General features: G+C 60.8%; 17 protein-coding genes. 11 read left to right on the top strand and 6 right to left on the bottom strand.

Features of this window, described 5'->3' with window-relative positions:
* Positions 1 to 64 precede the first annotated feature (64 nt).
* Complete coding sequence (hutC, locus tag ACXHXG_RS26125; RefSeq protein WP_283051583.1) at positions 65 to 820, bottom strand: histidine utilization transcriptional repressor HutC; 756 nt, start codon at positions 818 to 820, stop codon at positions 65 to 67.
* A gap of 193 nt (positions 821 to 1,013) precedes the next feature.
* On the opposite strand from hutC, the gene ACXHXG_RS26120 reads away from it, so the two are divergent.
* The 6 genes from ACXHXG_RS26120 (at position 1,014) to solA (ending at position 6,894) form a co-directional block, all read left to right on the top strand.
* On the top strand, positions 1,014 to 1,859 hold the full coding sequence (locus ACXHXG_RS26120) for a transporter substrate-binding domain-containing protein (RefSeq protein ID WP_283051581.1): 846 nt from the start codon (positions 1,014 to 1,016) through the stop codon (positions 1,857 to 1,859).
* Between the two features lie 117 nt (positions 1,860 to 1,976).
* The gene (locus ACXHXG_RS26115; RefSeq protein WP_260304892.1) at positions 1,977 to 2,699 is read left to right on the top strand and encodes an ABC transporter permease; all 723 of its coding nucleotides are present in this window, start codon (positions 1,977 to 1,979) and stop codon (positions 2,697 to 2,699) included.
* Between the two features lie 9 nt (positions 2,700 to 2,708).
* Positions 2,709 to 3,413 carry an ABC transporter permease gene (locus tag ACXHXG_RS26110; RefSeq protein ID WP_104826453.1) on the top strand — a complete coding sequence of 235 codons (705 nt, stop codon included), beginning with the start codon at positions 2,709 to 2,711 and terminating at the stop codon, positions 3,411 to 3,413.
* 32 nt (positions 3,414 to 3,445) lie between these two features.
* Positions 3,446 to 4,222 (top strand): ABC transporter ATP-binding protein, encoded by a 777-nt coding sequence (locus ACXHXG_RS26105; RefSeq protein ID WP_120707645.1) that lies wholly within the window; start codon positions 3,446 to 3,448, stop codon positions 4,220 to 4,222.
* Positions 4,219 to 5,715, top strand: coding sequence for an HAL/PAL/TAL family ammonia-lyase (locus ACXHXG_RS26100; protein ID WP_457901232.1), 1,497 nt, complete (start codon positions 4,219 to 4,221; stop codon positions 5,713 to 5,715). The genes ACXHXG_RS26105 and ACXHXG_RS26100 overlap by 4 nt, the downstream gene beginning before the upstream one ends.
* Positions 5,716 to 5,724: 9 nt before the next feature.
* Entirely contained in the window at positions 5,725 to 6,894 is a 1,170-nt protein-coding gene (gene solA / locus ACXHXG_RS26095; protein ID WP_457901231.1) for an N-methyl-L-tryptophan oxidase, read from the top strand.
* A gap of 27 nt (positions 6,895 to 6,921) precedes the next feature.
* On the opposite strand, the gene ACXHXG_RS26090 is transcribed toward solA, so the two are convergent.
* The gene (locus tag ACXHXG_RS26090; protein WP_104826457.1) at positions 6,922 to 7,695 is read right to left on the bottom strand and encodes a slipin family protein; all 774 of its coding nucleotides are present in this window, start codon (positions 7,693 to 7,695) and stop codon (positions 6,922 to 6,924) included.
* A 35-nt stretch (positions 7,696 to 7,730) separates the two neighbouring features.
* A complete protein-coding gene (locus tag ACXHXG_RS26085) occupies positions 7,731 to 9,083 on the bottom strand; it encodes an NfeD family protein (RefSeq protein WP_457901230.1) in 1,353 nt (450 codons plus the stop codon).
* A gap of 666 nt (positions 9,084 to 9,749) precedes the next feature.
* On the opposite strand from ACXHXG_RS26085, the gene ACXHXG_RS26080 reads away from it, so the two are divergent.
* The gene (locus ACXHXG_RS26080) at positions 9,750 to 10,808 is read left to right on the top strand and encodes a maleylacetate reductase (RefSeq protein ID WP_457901229.1); all 1,059 of its coding nucleotides are present in this window, start codon (positions 9,750 to 9,752) and stop codon (positions 10,806 to 10,808) included.
* 74 nt (positions 10,809 to 10,882) lie between these two features.
* Positions 10,883 to 11,776: an intradiol ring-cleavage dioxygenase gene (locus tag ACXHXG_RS26075; RefSeq protein WP_457901228.1), complete on the top strand. Its 894-nt coding sequence runs from the start codon at positions 10,883 to 10,885 to the stop codon at positions 11,774 to 11,776.
* Here the strand turns inward: ACXHXG_RS26075 and ACXHXG_RS26070 are convergent, their stop codons facing one another.
* Positions 11,777 to 13,093, bottom strand: coding sequence for an MFS transporter (locus ACXHXG_RS26070; RefSeq protein ID WP_457901227.1), 1,317 nt, complete (start codon positions 13,091 to 13,093; stop codon positions 11,777 to 11,779). It lies immediately after the preceding gene.
* Positions 13,094 to 13,345: 252 nt separating this feature from the next.
* Between ACXHXG_RS26070 and ACXHXG_RS26065 the strand changes: the two genes are divergently transcribed.
* From ACXHXG_RS26065 to ACXHXG_RS26055, 3 genes are all read left to right on the top strand, one after another.
* On the top strand, positions 13,346 to 13,651 hold the full coding sequence (locus tag ACXHXG_RS26065; protein ID WP_457901226.1) for a putative quinol monooxygenase: 306 nt from the start codon (positions 13,346 to 13,348) through the stop codon (positions 13,649 to 13,651).
* A gap of 52 nt (positions 13,652 to 13,703) precedes the next feature.
* Positions 13,704 to 14,018 (top strand): EthD family reductase, encoded by a 315-nt coding sequence (locus ACXHXG_RS26060; RefSeq protein ID WP_457901225.1) that lies wholly within the window; start codon positions 13,704 to 13,706, stop codon positions 14,016 to 14,018.
* Positions 14,019 to 14,210: 192 nt separating this feature from the next.
* Positions 14,211 to 15,068 carry a sigma-70 family RNA polymerase sigma factor gene (locus ACXHXG_RS26055; RefSeq protein WP_457901224.1) on the top strand — a complete coding sequence of 286 codons (858 nt, stop codon included), beginning with the start codon at positions 14,211 to 14,213 and terminating at the stop codon, positions 15,066 to 15,068.
* A gap of 33 nt (positions 15,069 to 15,101) precedes the next feature.
* On the opposite strand, the gene ACXHXG_RS26050 is transcribed toward ACXHXG_RS26055, so the two are convergent.
* Together ACXHXG_RS26050 and ACXHXG_RS26045 are read right to left on the bottom strand one after the other, a co-directional pair.
* On the bottom strand, positions 15,102 to 16,145 hold the full coding sequence (locus ACXHXG_RS26050) for a glycoside hydrolase family 25 protein (RefSeq protein WP_457901223.1): 1,044 nt from the start codon (positions 16,143 to 16,145) through the stop codon (positions 15,102 to 15,104).
* Positions 16,146 to 16,301: 156 nt separating this feature from the next.
* Positions 16,302 to 16,595: a hypothetical protein gene (locus ACXHXG_RS26045; protein WP_104827855.1), complete on the bottom strand. Its 294-nt coding sequence runs from the start codon at positions 16,593 to 16,595 to the stop codon at positions 16,302 to 16,304.
* Position 16,596: the final 1 nt, after the last annotated feature.

Genomic DNA, 16,596 nt, shown 5'->3' with positions numbered 1-16,596 from the left:
TGCGTTCTCGAACCCACTCATCGCATAAGCGCATGATCTTCCATATACAAGTTGATCGGCATTTTTATTCCTCGAACATCTTGCCGCTGCGTGCTTCGAGCCGGTACCGGTGTCCGGGATAGACGAGGCGGGCGATGGAGACCACTTGTCGCGCTGACCAAGTGCGCCGGCGGATCGCCAGGCACGGCTCGGTTTTCAGGACGGTCAGGAGCTTGCATTCCCAGGGTTGCGGCATCGCGGCCTCGACGATGTGTTCTGAACCGCTGAGCGGGGCGGCAGCCGTCAGATAGGCATTCGGCGTCAGCGTCGTGAAATCCTGATCGAGATATTCGGGCGCTGCTTCCGGGTGGACGAAACGGTCCTCAATCTGCACCGGAACGCCATTTTCGCTGTGGACGATCAGCGAGTGAAAAACCGCCGCCCCGATCTCCAGCTCCAGCGCGTCCGCAACCTCGGGAGAGGCGGTTTCCCGGGCCAAAACGACGACGGAGGCCTCGTGGACATGGCCGCGCTCGGCGATCTCATCGGCTATGTTGCGCACCTCGAATAATGCCGAATACCCTTTGCGCTCGGCGACGAAGGAGCCCACGCCCTGGATGCGAACGAGTTCGCCTTCATTGGCAAGCTCCCGCAGCGCCCGGTTGGCAGTCATCTTGCTGACGCCTAGTTCGACGACCAGCTCGTTTTCAGAGGGTACGCGATGCTTCGGCGGCCATTCGCCGCTGTGGATTCGATCCAGGATCATCTGCTTGACGCCGGCGTAAAGCGGACCGGAGTCGTTTTCGGCCAGCTCACGTTTCCGATCGGTAGCGCGTTTCATTGCCTAATCCTTGTGCAGTCGCGAAATTCGCATTGTAAATCGACTTGGCACTTGCATAACACAAAATATCACATATGGTACCCTATACAACCATCCGATCGATGTGACCAGCAAATGAGGTCCGCGACCGGCAAGCCGGCGAAGACTGGCGTAAAAAGAAATTGGCTATTTCGATCTCAAGAGGAGAACATCGATGAAGATTAGACATGCCCTTCTTTCCAGCGCTCTGGCGCTCACCGTTCTCTCCGGCCCTGCGGCCCAGGCAAAGGACTGGAAGACCGTTACCATCACGCTCGAAGGCGCTTATGCGCCGTGGAACCTGACCAACTCCGACGGCACGCTCGGCGGCTTCGAACCGGAGCTGGCCAAGGTGCTGTGCGAGCGGGCGAAGGTTGAATGCAAGCTCGTGGCCTCCGATTGGGACGGCATGATACCGGCTTTGAACGCCGGCAAGTTCGATGTGATCATGGATGCGCTATCGATCACCGACGAGCGCAAGCAGGTCATCGACTTCACCGTTCCCTATGCCGCGACACCGGCCGCTTTCGCGACCGCAAAGGACAGCCCGCTGGCCAATGCTGCCGGCACCGGCGCAACCGTCAAGATGACGCCCGGCCAGACCGGCGTTAAGGAGATCGACGCGCTGAAGGCGGCCTTTAAGGGCAAGACCATCGGCATTCAAGCCGCTACCGTTTACGCCAAGTTCATCTACGACAATTTCGGCGACGTCGCGACGATCCGCGAATACAAGACCGGCGCCGACCGTGACCTCGATCTGCAGAACGGCCGAATCGATCTCGGCTTCGACGATGCCGTCTATTTCCAGACCGCTTTCGATGCCGCCAACGGCGCACTCGCCTTCACCGGCCCGCAAGTCGCCGGCCCGATCTGGGGCGTCGGCGAAGGCCTCGGCGTCCGCAAGTCCGACACGGACCTGCGCGACATGTTCAGCGCGGCAATCAAGTCGGCACTTGCCGACGGCACTGTGAAGAACCTCTCCATGAAGTGGTTCAAGACGGACGTCTCTCCGCAGGAATGATCGTTCGCCGGCGCTTCCGGATGACGGAGGCGCCGGCTCTCGGCTTCAATGCCGCTTCCCGCATGTTATGTTTGGCTAATCAAGAAAACAGACCGCTCGGTACGGGGAACGAACGAGATGGCGATATTGCAATTGATCGGTTTCGGCTCGACCGGATGGGGCGCTCTGCTTCTGCTCGGGGCGCTGATGACGCTATGCGTTACCGCGGTCGCATTGGCGATCGGCGCTGTCTTCGGCGCCATCATCGCGGCGGCGAAGCTTTCCGGCAATCTCATCCTGAAGACGCTTGGAAACGTCTATACAACCGTTTTCCGCGGCGTGCCGGAACTGCTCATCATCTATCTTATCTATTTCGGCGGCTCGAGCGCCATAACCAGCATCGGCAAATCCCTCGGCTATGAAGGGTTTCTGGGGATGCCGTCCTTTGCTGCCGGTGCGCTCGCCGTCGGCATCATCTCCGGCGCCTATCAGGCGGAAGTGTTCCGCGGCGCCTATCTCGCTATTTCCAAGGGCGAGCTTGAAGCCGCCTCGGCGATCGGGATGCATAAAGGCTTGAGATTTCGGCGCATCATCATGCCGCAAGTGCTGCGCTACGCTATTCCCGGCATGGGCAATGTCTGGCAGTTGAGCCTCAAGGATTCGGCGCTGATTTCCGTCACAGGCCTTGCCGAGCTGATGCGCACCAGCCAGGTCGCCGCCGGTTCGACGCGGCAATATTTCCTGTTCTTCATCGTGGGCGGCGCGCTCTATCTCATTTTGACGAGCCTGTCGGATCGCATCTTCAACGGCGCCGAACGGCGCGCCAATCGCAGCATGCCCTCCGCAATGGGCCAGGCCTGAGGATCGATCATGGATTTCGCTTTTCTCGGACAGACCATGCTCACGCTGCTCGAAGCTCTGCCGACGACGCTGGCGTTGTTTTTCCTGTCGATCGCCATCGGCGGCGTCCTCGCAATCCTGATCGTCTGGATGCGGGTCGGCGGCAATCCGATCTTCACCGCGATCGCTAAGGGCTACATCTTCATCTTCCGCGGCTCGCCGCTGCTCATCCAGATGTTCCTCATCTTTTACGGGCTCGCCCAGTTCGGCTTCATCCGTTACGGGCCCCTCTGGCCGCTGCTGCGCGAGCCTTTCGTCTGTGCCGTGCTGTCGCTGGCGCTCTGCACCGCCGGTTACACGGCGGAGATCTTCCGGGGCGGCATTCGCGCCGTCTCGCCGCGTGAAATCGAGGCGGCGCGTTCGATCGGCATGTCCGGCTTCCTGCTGGTGCGGCGTGTCCTGGCGCCGATCGCCTTCCGCCACGCGTTGCCTGCCTATTCGACCGAAATCGTACTGATGATGAAGTCGACGGCGCTCGCAAGTCTCGTCACAGTCTGGGAAGTGACCGGCGTTGCCCAGCGACTGATCTCGCATACCTACCGCACGATGGAGGTCTTCCTCTGCGCGGCGGCCATCTATCTCATCTTGAATTTCATCATTCTGCAGGCGCTCGGCCTGCTGGAATATCGTCTGTCCCGCCATCGTCGCGCCGTTCCGGCGGCGCTGAAGGCGTGAGGCAACTGGCCTAGATCTGGATTGGAGAGATCATGCCCGGCGTCACCCGACTTTCGGTCCGTAATATCCGCAAGAGCTTCGGCACGCACGAGGTTTTGCGCGGCATTTCCCTCGATGCGCAGGACGGCGACGTCATCTCGCTGCTAGGCGCCTCCGGCTCGGGCAAATCCACCTTCCTGCGCTGCATCAATCTTTTGGAGACCGCCACCGACGGCGAAATCTGGGTCGATGGTGAGCAGATCCGCATGGTGCACAAGGGCGGCAAAACCAAGCCGGCGAGCCAGAAACAAGTGGATCATATCCGCTCCGAGCTAGGCATGGTGTTCCAGTCCTTCAATCTCTGGTCCCACATGACGATCCTGCAGAACGTCATTGAGGGGCCGGTGCATGTGCTGAAGCGGCCGCGGGCCGAGTGCATCGCCGAAGCTGAAGCGTTGTTGGAAAAGGTCGGCATCGCCGACAAGCGTCATGCCTATCCGGCGCTCCTCTCCGGCGGCCAGCAGCAGCGCGCGGCGATCGCCCGCTCGCTCGCCATGAAGCCGAAGGTCATGCTCTTCGACGAGCCGACCTCGGCGCTCGATCCCGAGCTGGTTGGCGAAGTGCTGCGCGTCATGCGTTCCCTGGCGGAAGAGGGCATGACCATGCTCGTCGTCACGCACGAGATGAGCTTTGCCCGCAATGTCTCCAACCGCGTCGTCTTCATGCGCGAGGGCCTGATCGAAAGCAGCGGCCCGCCGCAGGAAATGTTCGGCAGCGGCGCCTCGCCGGCCTTCCGCCAGTTCATCGGTCATTTCGGAACCCCGACATGACGATCACGCTTCGCACGGTGCTCGGTTGGCGGGATATTGCCAGCGTGGCGGAGGGCGCGCCTCTGTCGCTTGCGCCCGCCGTCCGGGAGCGCATCACCTATGCGAGCCGGATTGTCGAACGCATCGTCGAGACCGGCGTGCGCGCCTATGGCGTCAATACCGGCGTCGGCGCGCTGTCGGATACGGTGGTCGACCGTGAATCGCAAAGCCGCCTGTCGCGTAATATCATCCTCAGCCACGCCTGCGGCGTCGGAGAGCTGCTGGCGCCGCGTGAAGTGCGCGCCATTATCGCCGCTCAGATCGCCAATTTTTCCCATGGCCATTCCGGCGTGCGGCTGGAGATCGTCAGTCATCTCGCGGCCTTTCTCGAAAAGGATTGCATTCCCGACGTGCCCTCGAAAGGTTCGGCCGGGTATCTGACGCACAATGCCCATACAGCGCTGGTGCTGATCGGGGAGGGCAGTGCCAAGGTCGCCGGTAAAGCCATGTCCGGTCGTGAGGCATTGGCGGTGATCGGTCTTGAACCGCTCGTGCTCGGCGCCAAGGAAGGACTGAGCCTCGTCAACGGCACGGCCTGCGCCACTGGTCTTTCCAGCGTGGCATTGGCGCGCGCCGAGCGCCTGCTCGCCTGGGCCGATGCCGTCGCGGCGCTGACGCTGGAGGCCGCAGGGTGTCAGGTGGCGGCATTCGACGAAGCCGTATTGGCGCTGCGCCCCTCCAAGGGCATTGCCACGGTCGGCGCATCGCTGCGCGCCCGGCTGCAGGGCAGCGGCCTGATTGCCGCGGCTTTGGGACGGCGTACGCAGGATGCTCTCAGCCTGCGCGCCATCCCGCATGCCCATGGCGCGGCGCGCGACGTCTTCGACAATTCCGCAGATGTTGTCGACCAAGAGCTTGCTTCCGTCACCGATAATCCGGCGGTTTCCGGCACGCCGGAGAATCCGATAGTCTCGTCGGAGGCGCATGCGGTTGCTCCGGCGCTCGGACAGGCCTCCGACAGCCTCGCGATCGCGCTTGCCCAGCTTGCGGCAATGAGCGAGCGGCGCACGGATCGGCTGGTCAATCCGCTCGTCAGCGGTCTGCCGCCCTTCCTCGCCAGCGACGCCGGCAGTAATTCCGGTTTCATGATCGCGCAATATACGGCTGCAGCGCTAGCCAACGAGAACCGTCGGCTGGCGGCACCCGCCAGCACCGACGGCGGCCTGACCTCCGGCCTTCAGGAAGATTTCCTGGCGCATCCGACAGCGGCGGCAAACAAGCTGCTCGCGGTGATCGACAATGCCGAATATATCCTGGCGATAGAATTGATGGCGGCGGCGCAGGCGCATGACTTCCTCAGTGCCGCGGGAGGCCGTGCCGCTGGCACTGACGTGATCTACAAGATGGTGCGCGACCGTATTCCGCATTATGGCGACGACCGGCCTTTGAGCGGCGATATGGAAGCCTTGCGAAACCTCGTTCGTGAGACGCTGCCGCCCGATTTTGCCAAATAGGATGGCTTTATGACCGCTCAGTTCGACGTCGCCGTCATCGGCCTCGGCGCCATGGGAAGCGCGGCAATTTCCTTTCTCTCGGCGCGTGGCGTCAAGGCGATCGGCATCGACGCTCACTTTCCCGCCCATGCCTTGGGTTCGTCGCATGGCGACAGCCGGCTGATCCGCCTCGGCTATTTCGAGGACCCGTCCTATGTGCCGTTGCTGCGGCGCGCCTATGAGAACTGGCGGGCGCTGGAAGCGCGGCTGCGCACCGACATCCTGACGATCACCGGTGTCCTGCAGATCGGCAAGCCGGATAGCAAGATCGTCAGCGGCACCCTGGCTTCCTGCGAGCTGCATCAGCTACCCCACGAGGAACTGGATCGGAAGGCGATGGCGACGCGTTTTCCGGCCTTTGCGTTGGACGAAGACGAAGTTGCGGTGCTCGATCCGCAAGGTGGCTATCTCCGTCCGGAAGCGGCTGTCATGGGCTATCTGAAGCTCGCGGCCGAGGATGGCGCGGTCCTGCATTTCGGCGAGAAGGTGACGGCAATCGAGCCCGATGATGCCGGCGTGACGATTTCATCTGATGTAGGCCGCTATCGCGCCAGACGGGTGATCGTCTCGACCGGTTCATGGATCGCCGAACTGGTGCCGCAGTTGAGGGAGCATGCCAATCCGATCCGCCAGGTCGTTGCCTGGTATCAACCGCGCGACGGCTTCGTGACACAGCCGCATCGCATGCCCGCCTTCCTCCGCGACGAGGGGGAGGACGGTTCCTATTTCGGCTTCCCGGCCATCGGCGTCGACGGCGTCAAGATTGGCCGCCATGCGCATTTCATGGAGCCGATCGATCCGAACCAGCCGAACCCGCCCGTCAATGACAGGGACAAGGCGCTCCTGGATAACTTCATCGCAAAGCGCCTGCCAGCCGCCGCGGGCATTCGCGTCAATGCCATCACCTGCCGCTACACGATGCTGCCGAGCGAGGATTTCCTGATCGATCTCATGCCCGGCGAGCCGAATATCGTCGTCGCCTCACCCTGTTCCGGCCATGGCTTCAAATTCACCAGCGTCGTCGGAGAAATTCTTGCCGATCTTGCGATGGAAGGCGGGACGAAGCTGCCGATCTCGGCCTTCTCCTTCGAGGCGATGGAGAACTTCCTTGCGCCGCGGAAGATGCTGGCCCGCAGCTAGCGATAGCGGGCGCCGGATCGCGGCGTGTTATTGCTGTGGCTTGTTCGTCTTGGGCGGCAGCAGATTGGCTAATTCCATCGGAAAGGGAAACAGGATCGTCGACGTCTTTTCACCGGCGATGACATTCAGCGTGCTCAAGTAGCGAAGCTGCATGGCTTCCGGTTGCTTGGCCAAAACCTCGGCTGCTTCGAGCAGCTTCGCCGCCGCCTGCTGCTCGCCTTCGGCATTGATGATCTTGGCACGCCGCTCGCGTTCCGCCTCCGCCTGGCGGGCGATTGCGCGGATCATGGTTTCGTTGATATCGACATGTTTGATCTCGACATTGGCGACCTTGATGCCCCAGGCATCCGTCTGGGCATCGAGGATCTCCTGAATGTCGCTGTTGAGCTTGTCGCGCTCCGCTAGCATCTCATCGAGGTCGTGCTTGCCGAGCACCGAGCGTAGCGTCGTCTGGGCGAGCTGGCTTGTCGCCATCATGAAGTCCTCGACCTGGATCGTCGATCTCTCGGGATCGATGACGCGGAAATAGATCACGGCGCTGACGCGGACCGAGACGTTGTCATGCGAAATGACATCCTGGCCGGGCACGTCGAGCACCCTTGTGCGCAGGTCGACCCGCATCATCTGCTGGACATAGGGGACGAGCAGGAACAGGCCGGGTCCCTTGACGCCGGTGAAGCGGCCAAGCGTGAAAACCACCCCGCGCTCGTATTCCCGCAATATTTTGATCGCGGACGCAAGGACGAGCAGCAAGATCAGGATGACCACAAGATAGAAGGCGAGATCTGCAAACATGCCCATGATTATTCCTCCTGCTTTCCGGAGCTGCCGCTTTTCTAAGTGCTGCGGATCACCTCGAGCGTCAGGCCGTCGCGGCCGGTCACTGTAACGGCGTCACCGGTGGCAAGCGGCTCCGAGGACACTGCCTTCCAGCGCTCGCCATGGGCGATGACGTAGCCTGCGGTGCCCGTCCAACTGTCGACTTTGCCCGGGATGCCGATCATCTGTTCCGTGCCGGTGCCGACTTTGCGCCAGCGGGAAAGGATCGCGAGGCGGGCGACGACGAGGCTGAATGCAAAGGCTGCGACAGCGATACCGCCTAGTACGCCCCAGGACACTTCAAAGCCTGGAATATCCGTATCGAACAGAATGGCTGCCCCGAGCACAAGTGCAATCCCACCGCCCATGCCGAGGGCGCCAAAGGAGGGCGAATGCGCTTCGGCCACGGTGAGGCCCACGCCCATGATGATCAATCCGACGCCGGCATAGCTCACCGGCAGCAATGCCAGGGCGTAGAGACCGAGCAGCAGGCATATGCCGCCGATCGTGCCGGGGACAAATGTTCCCGGGGTGAGAAATTCGAAGATGATGCCGTAGATGCCGACCATCATCAGGATGAGCGCGATGTTCGGATCGGTAATCACGGATAGGAGACGCGTACGCCAGTCCGGCTCGAATTCCCGAAGGGCAAGGCCGGCGGTATCGAGACGGACATCCGTCTGGCCCACCCGAACCGTGCGTCCCTGCGACTGGGTCAGAAGGTCTTCTACGGTGTTCGCCGTGAAATCGACGACGTGCTCGTGAACGGCGGCGGTTGAAGAAAGGCTCGCGGCCTCTCGCACGGCCCGTTCCGCCCAATCGGCGTTGCGATTGCGCAGTTCAGCCAGCCCGCGAATATAGGCGACGGCATCGTTGATCGCTTTCGCTTCGCTGGCGCTGCGGGGGACTTGTCCCTGTGTGCTATCCGGCTTTTTCGGAGTGTCCTTATCGGGCTCCGTACCGCCAAAAGGGCTGCCGCCGATGGCGATCGGAGTGGCCGCGCCGATATTGGTGCCCGGCGCCATCGCCGCGATATGGCTTGCATAGAGAATATAGGTACCGGCGCTGGCGGCCCGGGCGCCACTTGGCGCCACGAATCCCGCCACAGGCACAGGCGAGGCAAGGATCGCCCTGATAATGTCTCGCATCGATGTATCGAGACCGCCGGGCGTATCGATCTGCAGGACGACCAGGTTCGCGCCATCTGCGCTGGCACGTTGAAGGCCGCGCCGTATGTAATCTGATGTCGCCGGGCCGATGGCGCCGTTCACCTTCAGGACAATAGCAATGCGCTCTGCTCCGAATGTCGGCGAGGCGGTTAGGCCGAACGCTGATGCCAGAGCCAGCATCAAGGCGAGGATTGGCGGCATTCGTCGCCAAAGCTTCAAACACTGCGCTATCGTTCGCCGAGCATTCATTTTCATGAATATATGGCAGCGTCGTCAAACGGTAAGTGGAAACCGTCCCTGTCGATTTCCATTATTTTTAAAGGAGCTAAGGAGCTCAACAGATCCAGATGTCTCAGGCCACGAAGCCCGAATCCTGAGGCGGAACGAGCGACTTCCATAGGCGGCGCTCCGATGTTTGCCGCATGCCAACGTCCCTACGGTGCAAATGAGGCAAGCGAATGCTGTGGTTTCTTCCCAGCTTTGGGATTGCTGGAGCTTCGGGCCCGGCGCAGTGCGTGGAGCACATTAAGAGAGTGAAGGCCCTCGAGCATTTCACTTTCCTCGCCCAGTTGCAGCACATGTATCTTATGAAACCCGTTTCGGGCGGGCTGGAGGCGGTAAGGCCTATTGGCCAATTGACGATCGGAGCTCCAGAACGTTTAGACACTCCATGTCCGAGTCATGCGCCTAATACCTAGATAGCTGTTGCGAACGTTGACGGCAGCGACCAACATCTCGGCGAGGACGCCATTTTGGCGTGAAGCCGGATTTGATCCGTGAGTTCGAGCGTGTGGGCACCGGTGGCGCGCCGTCCTGGCGGCTCGAATTCACCTTTGTCATGGCGCGCGCAAAACAGGGAGCCGAAGCATGAGCGGCAATTTCGTCTATAGCGGCAGCCCCGCCCATATCGTCTTCGGCGAAGGCAAAAGCGCGCTTGCCGGAGAATGGGTGGGGAAGCTCGGATGCAGGCGCGCGCTCGTCCTCTCCACGCCCCCGCGGAAGCCGGATGCCGAGGCTTTGGCGGCGCGTCTCGGGCCACTTGCGGCGGGCGTTTTTGCCGGCGCTGTCATGCATACGCCTGTCGATGTCACCGAAAAGGCGATGGAGGTCGTCCGGCAGACCGGTTGCGATTGCGTCGTTTCACTTGGCGGCGGCTCCACGACTGGCCTCGGCAAGGCGATCGCCTTTCGCACCGATCTGCCACAGATCGTCATTCCGACCACCTATGCCGGCTCTGAAGTAACCCCGATCCTCGGTCAGACCGAAGGCGGACGGAAGACGACGGTGCGCCATGCCAGCATCCTGCCGGAAGTCGTGATCTATGATCCGGCGTTGACGCTCGGTCTGCCCGTCGGCATGAGCGTTAACAGCGGGCTGAATGCCATGGCGCACGCCATCGAGGCCCTGTATGCGCAGGACCGAAACCCGATTTCGACGCTGATGGCCGTCGAGGGCCTCCGGGCCTTCAAGACCAGCCTGCCGGCGATCATCGCATCGCCTGGGGATATCGATAGACGGGCGGATGCGCTCTACGGTGCCTGGCTCTGCGGCGCTGTGCTCGGCACGGTCGGAATGGCGCTGCATCACAAGATCTGCCACACGCTCGGCGGCACGTTCGACATGCCGCATGCGGAAACCCATGCGATCATGCTGCCGCATACTGCGGCGTACAACGCAGTCGCGGTGCCAGAGCTGCTGGCCTCGGCCGCGGCGATTTTCGGCGGCTCGGTCGGCGGCGGGCTTTGGGATTTCGCCGGGGCCATCGGCGCGCCCATGGCGCTGAGGGATCTGGGGCTCAGCGAACCGGATCTCGATCGCGCCGCTGAGATCGCGACCGAGAACCCCTATTGGAACCCGCGGCCGATCGACCGGCAATCCATTCGCTGCCTGTTGCAGGATGCCTGGGAGGGCAGGCGACCGCAGTAACATCATGCTGACGATCCGGTCGCCGAGCTGCGCCGCGTCTTCGCATCGATTTTGGACCAATGGGGATGATGGACATGGATGCGCACGAAAAGGGATTCTTCACCGAGGAGAGTTCGATCGAGGTCGTCACCGGCCGCAACCGCAATGCCAAGGACGAACGGCTGAAACAGGTGATGGAAGTCATCACCCGCAAAGTGCATGAGGCGGTGAAGGAGATCGAGCCGACACAGGAAGAATGGCTGCAAGCCATTCTGTTCCTCACCCGCACCGGCCAGATCTGCAATGAGTGGCGACAGGAGTTCATCCTGCTCTCCGACGTGCTCGGCGTCTCGATGCTGGTGGACGCGATCAACAATCGCAAGCCATCGGGCGCTTCGGAAAGCACTGTGCTGGGGCCATTCCATGTCGATGGCGCGCCAGAGCTGGAGATGGGCGCCAACATCTGCCTCGATCAGAAGGGCGAGGACATGTTCATTTCCGGCCGTATCCTCGACACGGACGGCCGGCCGATCGAAAGCGCCGTTATCGATGTCTGGCAGGCCAATGATGAAGGTTTCTACGATGTCCAGCAGCAGGGCGTACAACCGGATTTCAATCTGCGCGGCGTTTTTCGCACTGGTGCCGACGGCCGTTACTGGTTCCGGGCGGTGAAGCCGAAATATTATCCGATCCCCGACGACGGTCCGGTCGGCCAGCTTCTCGGCCAGCTCGGCCGCCATCCCTACCGTCCGGCGCATCTGCACTACATCATCAAGGCCAGGGGTTTCGAACCCCTGGTAACCCACATCTTCGATCCGGACGATCCTTACATCAATTCCGATGCTGTCTTTGGCGTGAAGGAGAGCCTGCTTGCCCGGTTCAAGCGGACAAATGATCCTTCACGCGCAAAAGAATACGGCTTCCAAGGAGCTTTCTGGGATGTCGAGCACGATTTCGTGCTCGCGGCCAAATCGCAGGTGATGGGTTGATCAGATCTTCGGGGATGTTGCGGCCCCGATCTCTCTTTCTCTGGCGACCCGCTCTTTTTGCGATATCTGCTGTTCCACGACGAAGACGAGCAGGCCGCCGATGGCCAGGCATCCGGCCAGGAAGAACATCGGGGCAATCGTGCTTCCCGTTGCGTCTTTGATCCATGGCACGACGTTCTGGGCAATGAAGCCGCCGAGATTGCCAACGGAGTTGATGGCCGCAAGGCCCGCCGCGGCGCCGGCGCCCCTTAGGAACCGCGAGGGCAGGCTCCAGAAGACCGGCTGACCGGAAAAGATACCGGCAGCAGCGATACACAGGAACGCGAACTGCAGCGTATGGTCCGGGATTAGTGCGGAAAGCAGGAGCGACAGCGCTCCGACGAAGGCCGGGATGACGATATAGGGCGTCTTCGATTTCGCCTTTGCCGCCATGGCGGGAACGACATAGAGGCTGATTGCGACTAGGATCCATGGAATGATGTTCAGGAAACCGTTCTCGGTGTTGCCGACGCCGAAGCTTTTCACGATCGTCGGCAGCCAGTAGCTGAGGCCATAGGCTGCAAGCGGAAAGGCGATATAGCAGAGCGCCATCAGCAGCACGCGCGGATCGACGAGGGCTTTGAAGCCGTTATCAGCGTTCTTGTCCATGTCGGCATTTTCCGAGGTAAGCTTATCCTGCAGCCAGCGCTTCTCCTGGTCGGTGAGAAAGTGCGCCTGCGCCGGCCGGTCCGACAGGTAGAATATCGTCACCACGCCTAAGATGATGGCCGGAATGCCCGTCGCGATGAACACCCACTGCCAGCCGGCGATATTGTAGAGCCCGTCGAGATCGAGCAGCATACCGCCGAGCGGCGCGCCGACGGCGTTGGCGAATGCGCTGAAGATCATGAACAGCCCGACCATCGTGCCGCGATAGGCCGACGGGAACCAAAGCGTGAGAAGATAGAGAACGCCGGGGAAGAAGCCTGCCTCGCAAGCGCCGAGAAGGAAGCGCAGGATGTAGAACATCGTCGCATTCTGCGTATAGGCGAGCAGCGTCGTCACGATGCCCCAGGAGATCAGAATTCTGGCGAACCATCTGCTGGCGCCAAATCGTTCCAGCATCAGATTGCTCGGCACTTCGAAGATGAAGTAACCGATGAAAAACAGAGATGCGCCAAGGCCATAGGCATACTCGCTCATCCCAAGCGCATCGACCATCTGCAGCTTGGCGAAACTGACATTCTGCCGGTCGATATAGGCGACCAGATACAGGAGCCCCAAAAAGGGCATCAGACGCCAAGTGATTTTAGAGACGAGCTGTTTTTCGTCGACCATGGCTGTTTCTCCTAAAATTTCATGGGATTTCTTGAGCGCTCGAGGATGAGCGGACTGATTATTTCGCCTTTTAGATGTAGCGGCAGGAGGGTGTGGCAATACGCGGTCGACAAGTTCGTTGCGGATGGCAGCATCCGATTGTCGGTCGAACCACGTCTGTGGCGCCGATTTTCCGAAAAAATCTTTTACGCGGCGATCCGTTTCGGTCCCTGGAGTCGTCTTTGCTGTGTCCGAAACAGAAGGAGACAGGGCATGTCCAACGAGTCCGTTACTTTGATCAATCTGCTGAAGGTCAAACCTGGACAGCAGGAGGCGCTGATCGCGCTCTTGAAGCAGAACATCGACACAGTGATCCGCACGCTCCATGGCTGGAAGACGACCCGGCTGATCGCGGCAAAGGACGGCGCCAGTGTCGTCATCTATTCCGAGTGGGAGACCTCCGCCGCCATTGAGGCGATGCGCGGCGATCCGCGCATGCAAGCCTATTTTCCGAAGATTGCCGAGTTGGCGAGCTTGGACTCGATGGTGGGCTCGGCGGTTTTGAACGAAACCCGATAAGGATGAATGCACAGGTAAATTTGCGTCAAACAAATAACTAAGGAGAACTGCAATGGCTCGGATGGTCGTTATTTACCCGACACCGAAGAACATCGAGGAATTTGACCGGCATTACTTTGAAGTCCACGTGCCCCTCGCCAAGAAAATTCCGGGTCTCAGGAAATACGAGGTCAGCGACGGACCCATCGCAACGGTGGTTGGAGGCTCCCCGATTCATCGGATCGGAACGCTGTATTTCGACGACCTCGCGGCGATCGAAAGGGCATTTGCCAGCCCGGAGGGACAGGCGACCAGGGCGGACCGCCAGCTTTTTGCGCCTGATGACTCGGGCGTTCAAATGTTCCTTTTCGACAACCGGGAAGTTTGAGCCCATCCCCCTCGTCCCGCGGGCGAGGGGAAACGATGGTGGCCGCTTATACAGGTCGCAAAGATCGCAAATCAGGCAAAAAGGCTGAGTGATGCCAGCAACCAAAGTAATTTTGGTCCTCATCCGCAATGGTTGGCACAACCGTTCGGCGTGGGATAGAGTTGCGCGCGGAAGCGCCGTAGGTTTCGACACATGAGCACCGACGAATTCGAAGATCGTTTGAGAGCGCTGCGGCCACGCCTTCATCGCTACTGCGCGCGCATGACAGGGTCGGCGGTCAACGGCGAGGATGTATTGCAGGATGCCCTCGTCAAGGCTCTTCACGCGCGGGCCCAGGGCGCCGAGGTGGATAATCTCGAGGGCTGGCTGTTTCGCATCGCCCACAATGCGAGCCTCGATTTCCTGCGCGACAGGTCCCGCAAGACGGTCGTTGCGCTCACCGAAGACATGGAAGCGGCGCCCATACCCGAGGCCGACATCGTAGCGATCAGCTTCCAGACGTTTCTACGGCTGCCTGAGCTTCAGCGCTGCGCGGTGATCCTCAAGGATGTCCTCGGTCATTCGGTCGAGGAGATAGGTGGCATTGCCGAGTGTTCTCCGGCCGCCGCCAAATCGGCGCTCCAACGCGGGCGAGCGGCGTTACGGCAACTCGCACAAGAGCCCGAAGACCTCCGATTGCCGCTGATATCCGACCCGGATCGGCGGAAGATCACCGCTTACGTCGATCTGTTTCGCAGTGGCGATTTCGACGCGATCCGCGCCATGCTCGCCGACGACGTGAAGCTGGATCTGGTGAACCGGCTCCGGCTGGAAGGCCGCGACAAGATTGGCATCTATTTCACGCGCTATGCGGAAGAGACGAGATGGCGCTTCGCCCTCGGCGCCATTGAAGGACAGCCGGCCATGCTGGTCTTTGACAGCACTGGCCCGATGGACAGACCCGCGCATTTTGTCCTGGTCGGCTGGTCGGAAAACCGGATCATCGAGATCCGCGATTTCCTGTTCGCTTCCTATGTGCTCGAGGCCGTAGATTGGGTGCGACTAGGCTGAAAGCTTATGGTCGAGTCCTGATCCGCCCTCGGCTCAATTCGACCGCGATGCCAACCAGCTATGCCATTCTTCCTCGCTGCCGTGGAAAGCATTGAGGTCAATCCGCCCTTCGACCCCATGCGTCAGGCCGGAACCGGAATATTGCCAGAAGAGCCATTTGCGTCCCGGATAGACCTGGGAGGGATGTGCGGCCACCGAGCGCAGCCAGAAGGGATAGTCGGTGAATTCGCCCCTCAAGTTGTCGCGGTAGAAATCCGGCGCGGTATAGATGATCGGGCGTTGGCCGTAATACCGCTCCAGCTTATCCATAAAAACCTGCATTTTTTCCAGAACGTGCTCGCGTGAGGGTTTTCTCCTGCAGCTCGACTCGCCATTCCACTCGACGTCTATGACCGGCGGCAGAGCGCCGGCCTCCCTCGGTACGTTGCGGATGAACCAATCGGCTTGCTCGCCGGCAGTCCGGCACCAGTAGAAGAAGTGATAGGCACCCCGTTTCAGCCCTGCTTCCTTGGCTCTGCGCCAGTTCTTCTTGAACATGGGATCGAGATGATCGCCGCCGTCGGTCGCCTTCAAATAGACGAAGTTCGCACCCTGCGCCTGCAACTTCTCCCAATCGATATCACCCTGCCAGCGTGAAACGTCGACGCCGTGCACGGCGAGTTTTCTGGGTGAGGAACTGCCGAAGTTGATGGGCTTGGCGTCCCGGAAGCGACGGCTGTAGATTTGCATTCGCGTTTGCGGCGCGGCGCTGATCGCTGGGTTCACCGGCATGAGCAGAGCGACCGGTTTTTCCGCGGGAACGGGCACGCCGTCGGTCTTGGCTGTTGGCACGAACGCCTGCGGCTCCGGAGGCGTTTCCGTCCATGTCAGCGCTTGCTGTTGCTGCTGCTGTTTGACCACTTGCGGAGCGGTGCCGCCGACCTCAGCGGTCGGCACGGGTCCGCTCGAGCGGGTGATGGAATTGGTCGTCTCCTGCGACGGTGGCGCGACCGGGACGTCTTCCGGACCGGAGCTGGCGGCGCATGCCGACAAGATCAAGGAGGTGAGAAAGATTGCTGACACAGCCGCTAGACGCATATGAACCCGCACGCAAAACAACAGTCGACGGCAGAATCCATGTAGTCGGACACCCGCCGACATGAATTGCTAATGGAGAATTACCAAAAAAGATTGAATCCAATCTTTACGGGTCAATAATCGGGTTTCGTGGTGTTTGGTCTGGTGCACGCCGGATCAGGGCCGGCGTGCACCGTTTTGTTGGCGGGACAGAAGCCTCAGCCAAGGCGTCAAATGGAAGACGCTCATGAGCAAATACATCGGGACCATTCCGCCAAGTGGTAAAGCCCCCGACATGGCCGAGCAGATCATATCCTGATCGCCGACAGCGGCGGTCAGCAGCGCCATGATCGCGAATGTCGGCGCCGCGGCGAGGGACAGCCAGTGAGAGATGCCAACGGCGACAGCGTCACCGGCAGACCCGCCGCCGGCGAGAAAGCCGTCTTTCGAAGGGGTGGGTTCACTAAACATC

It is taken from the genome of Rhizobium sp. LEGMi-198b, assembly GCF_054114205.1.
This window is presented reverse-complemented; position numbering and strand designations above follow the sequence as displayed.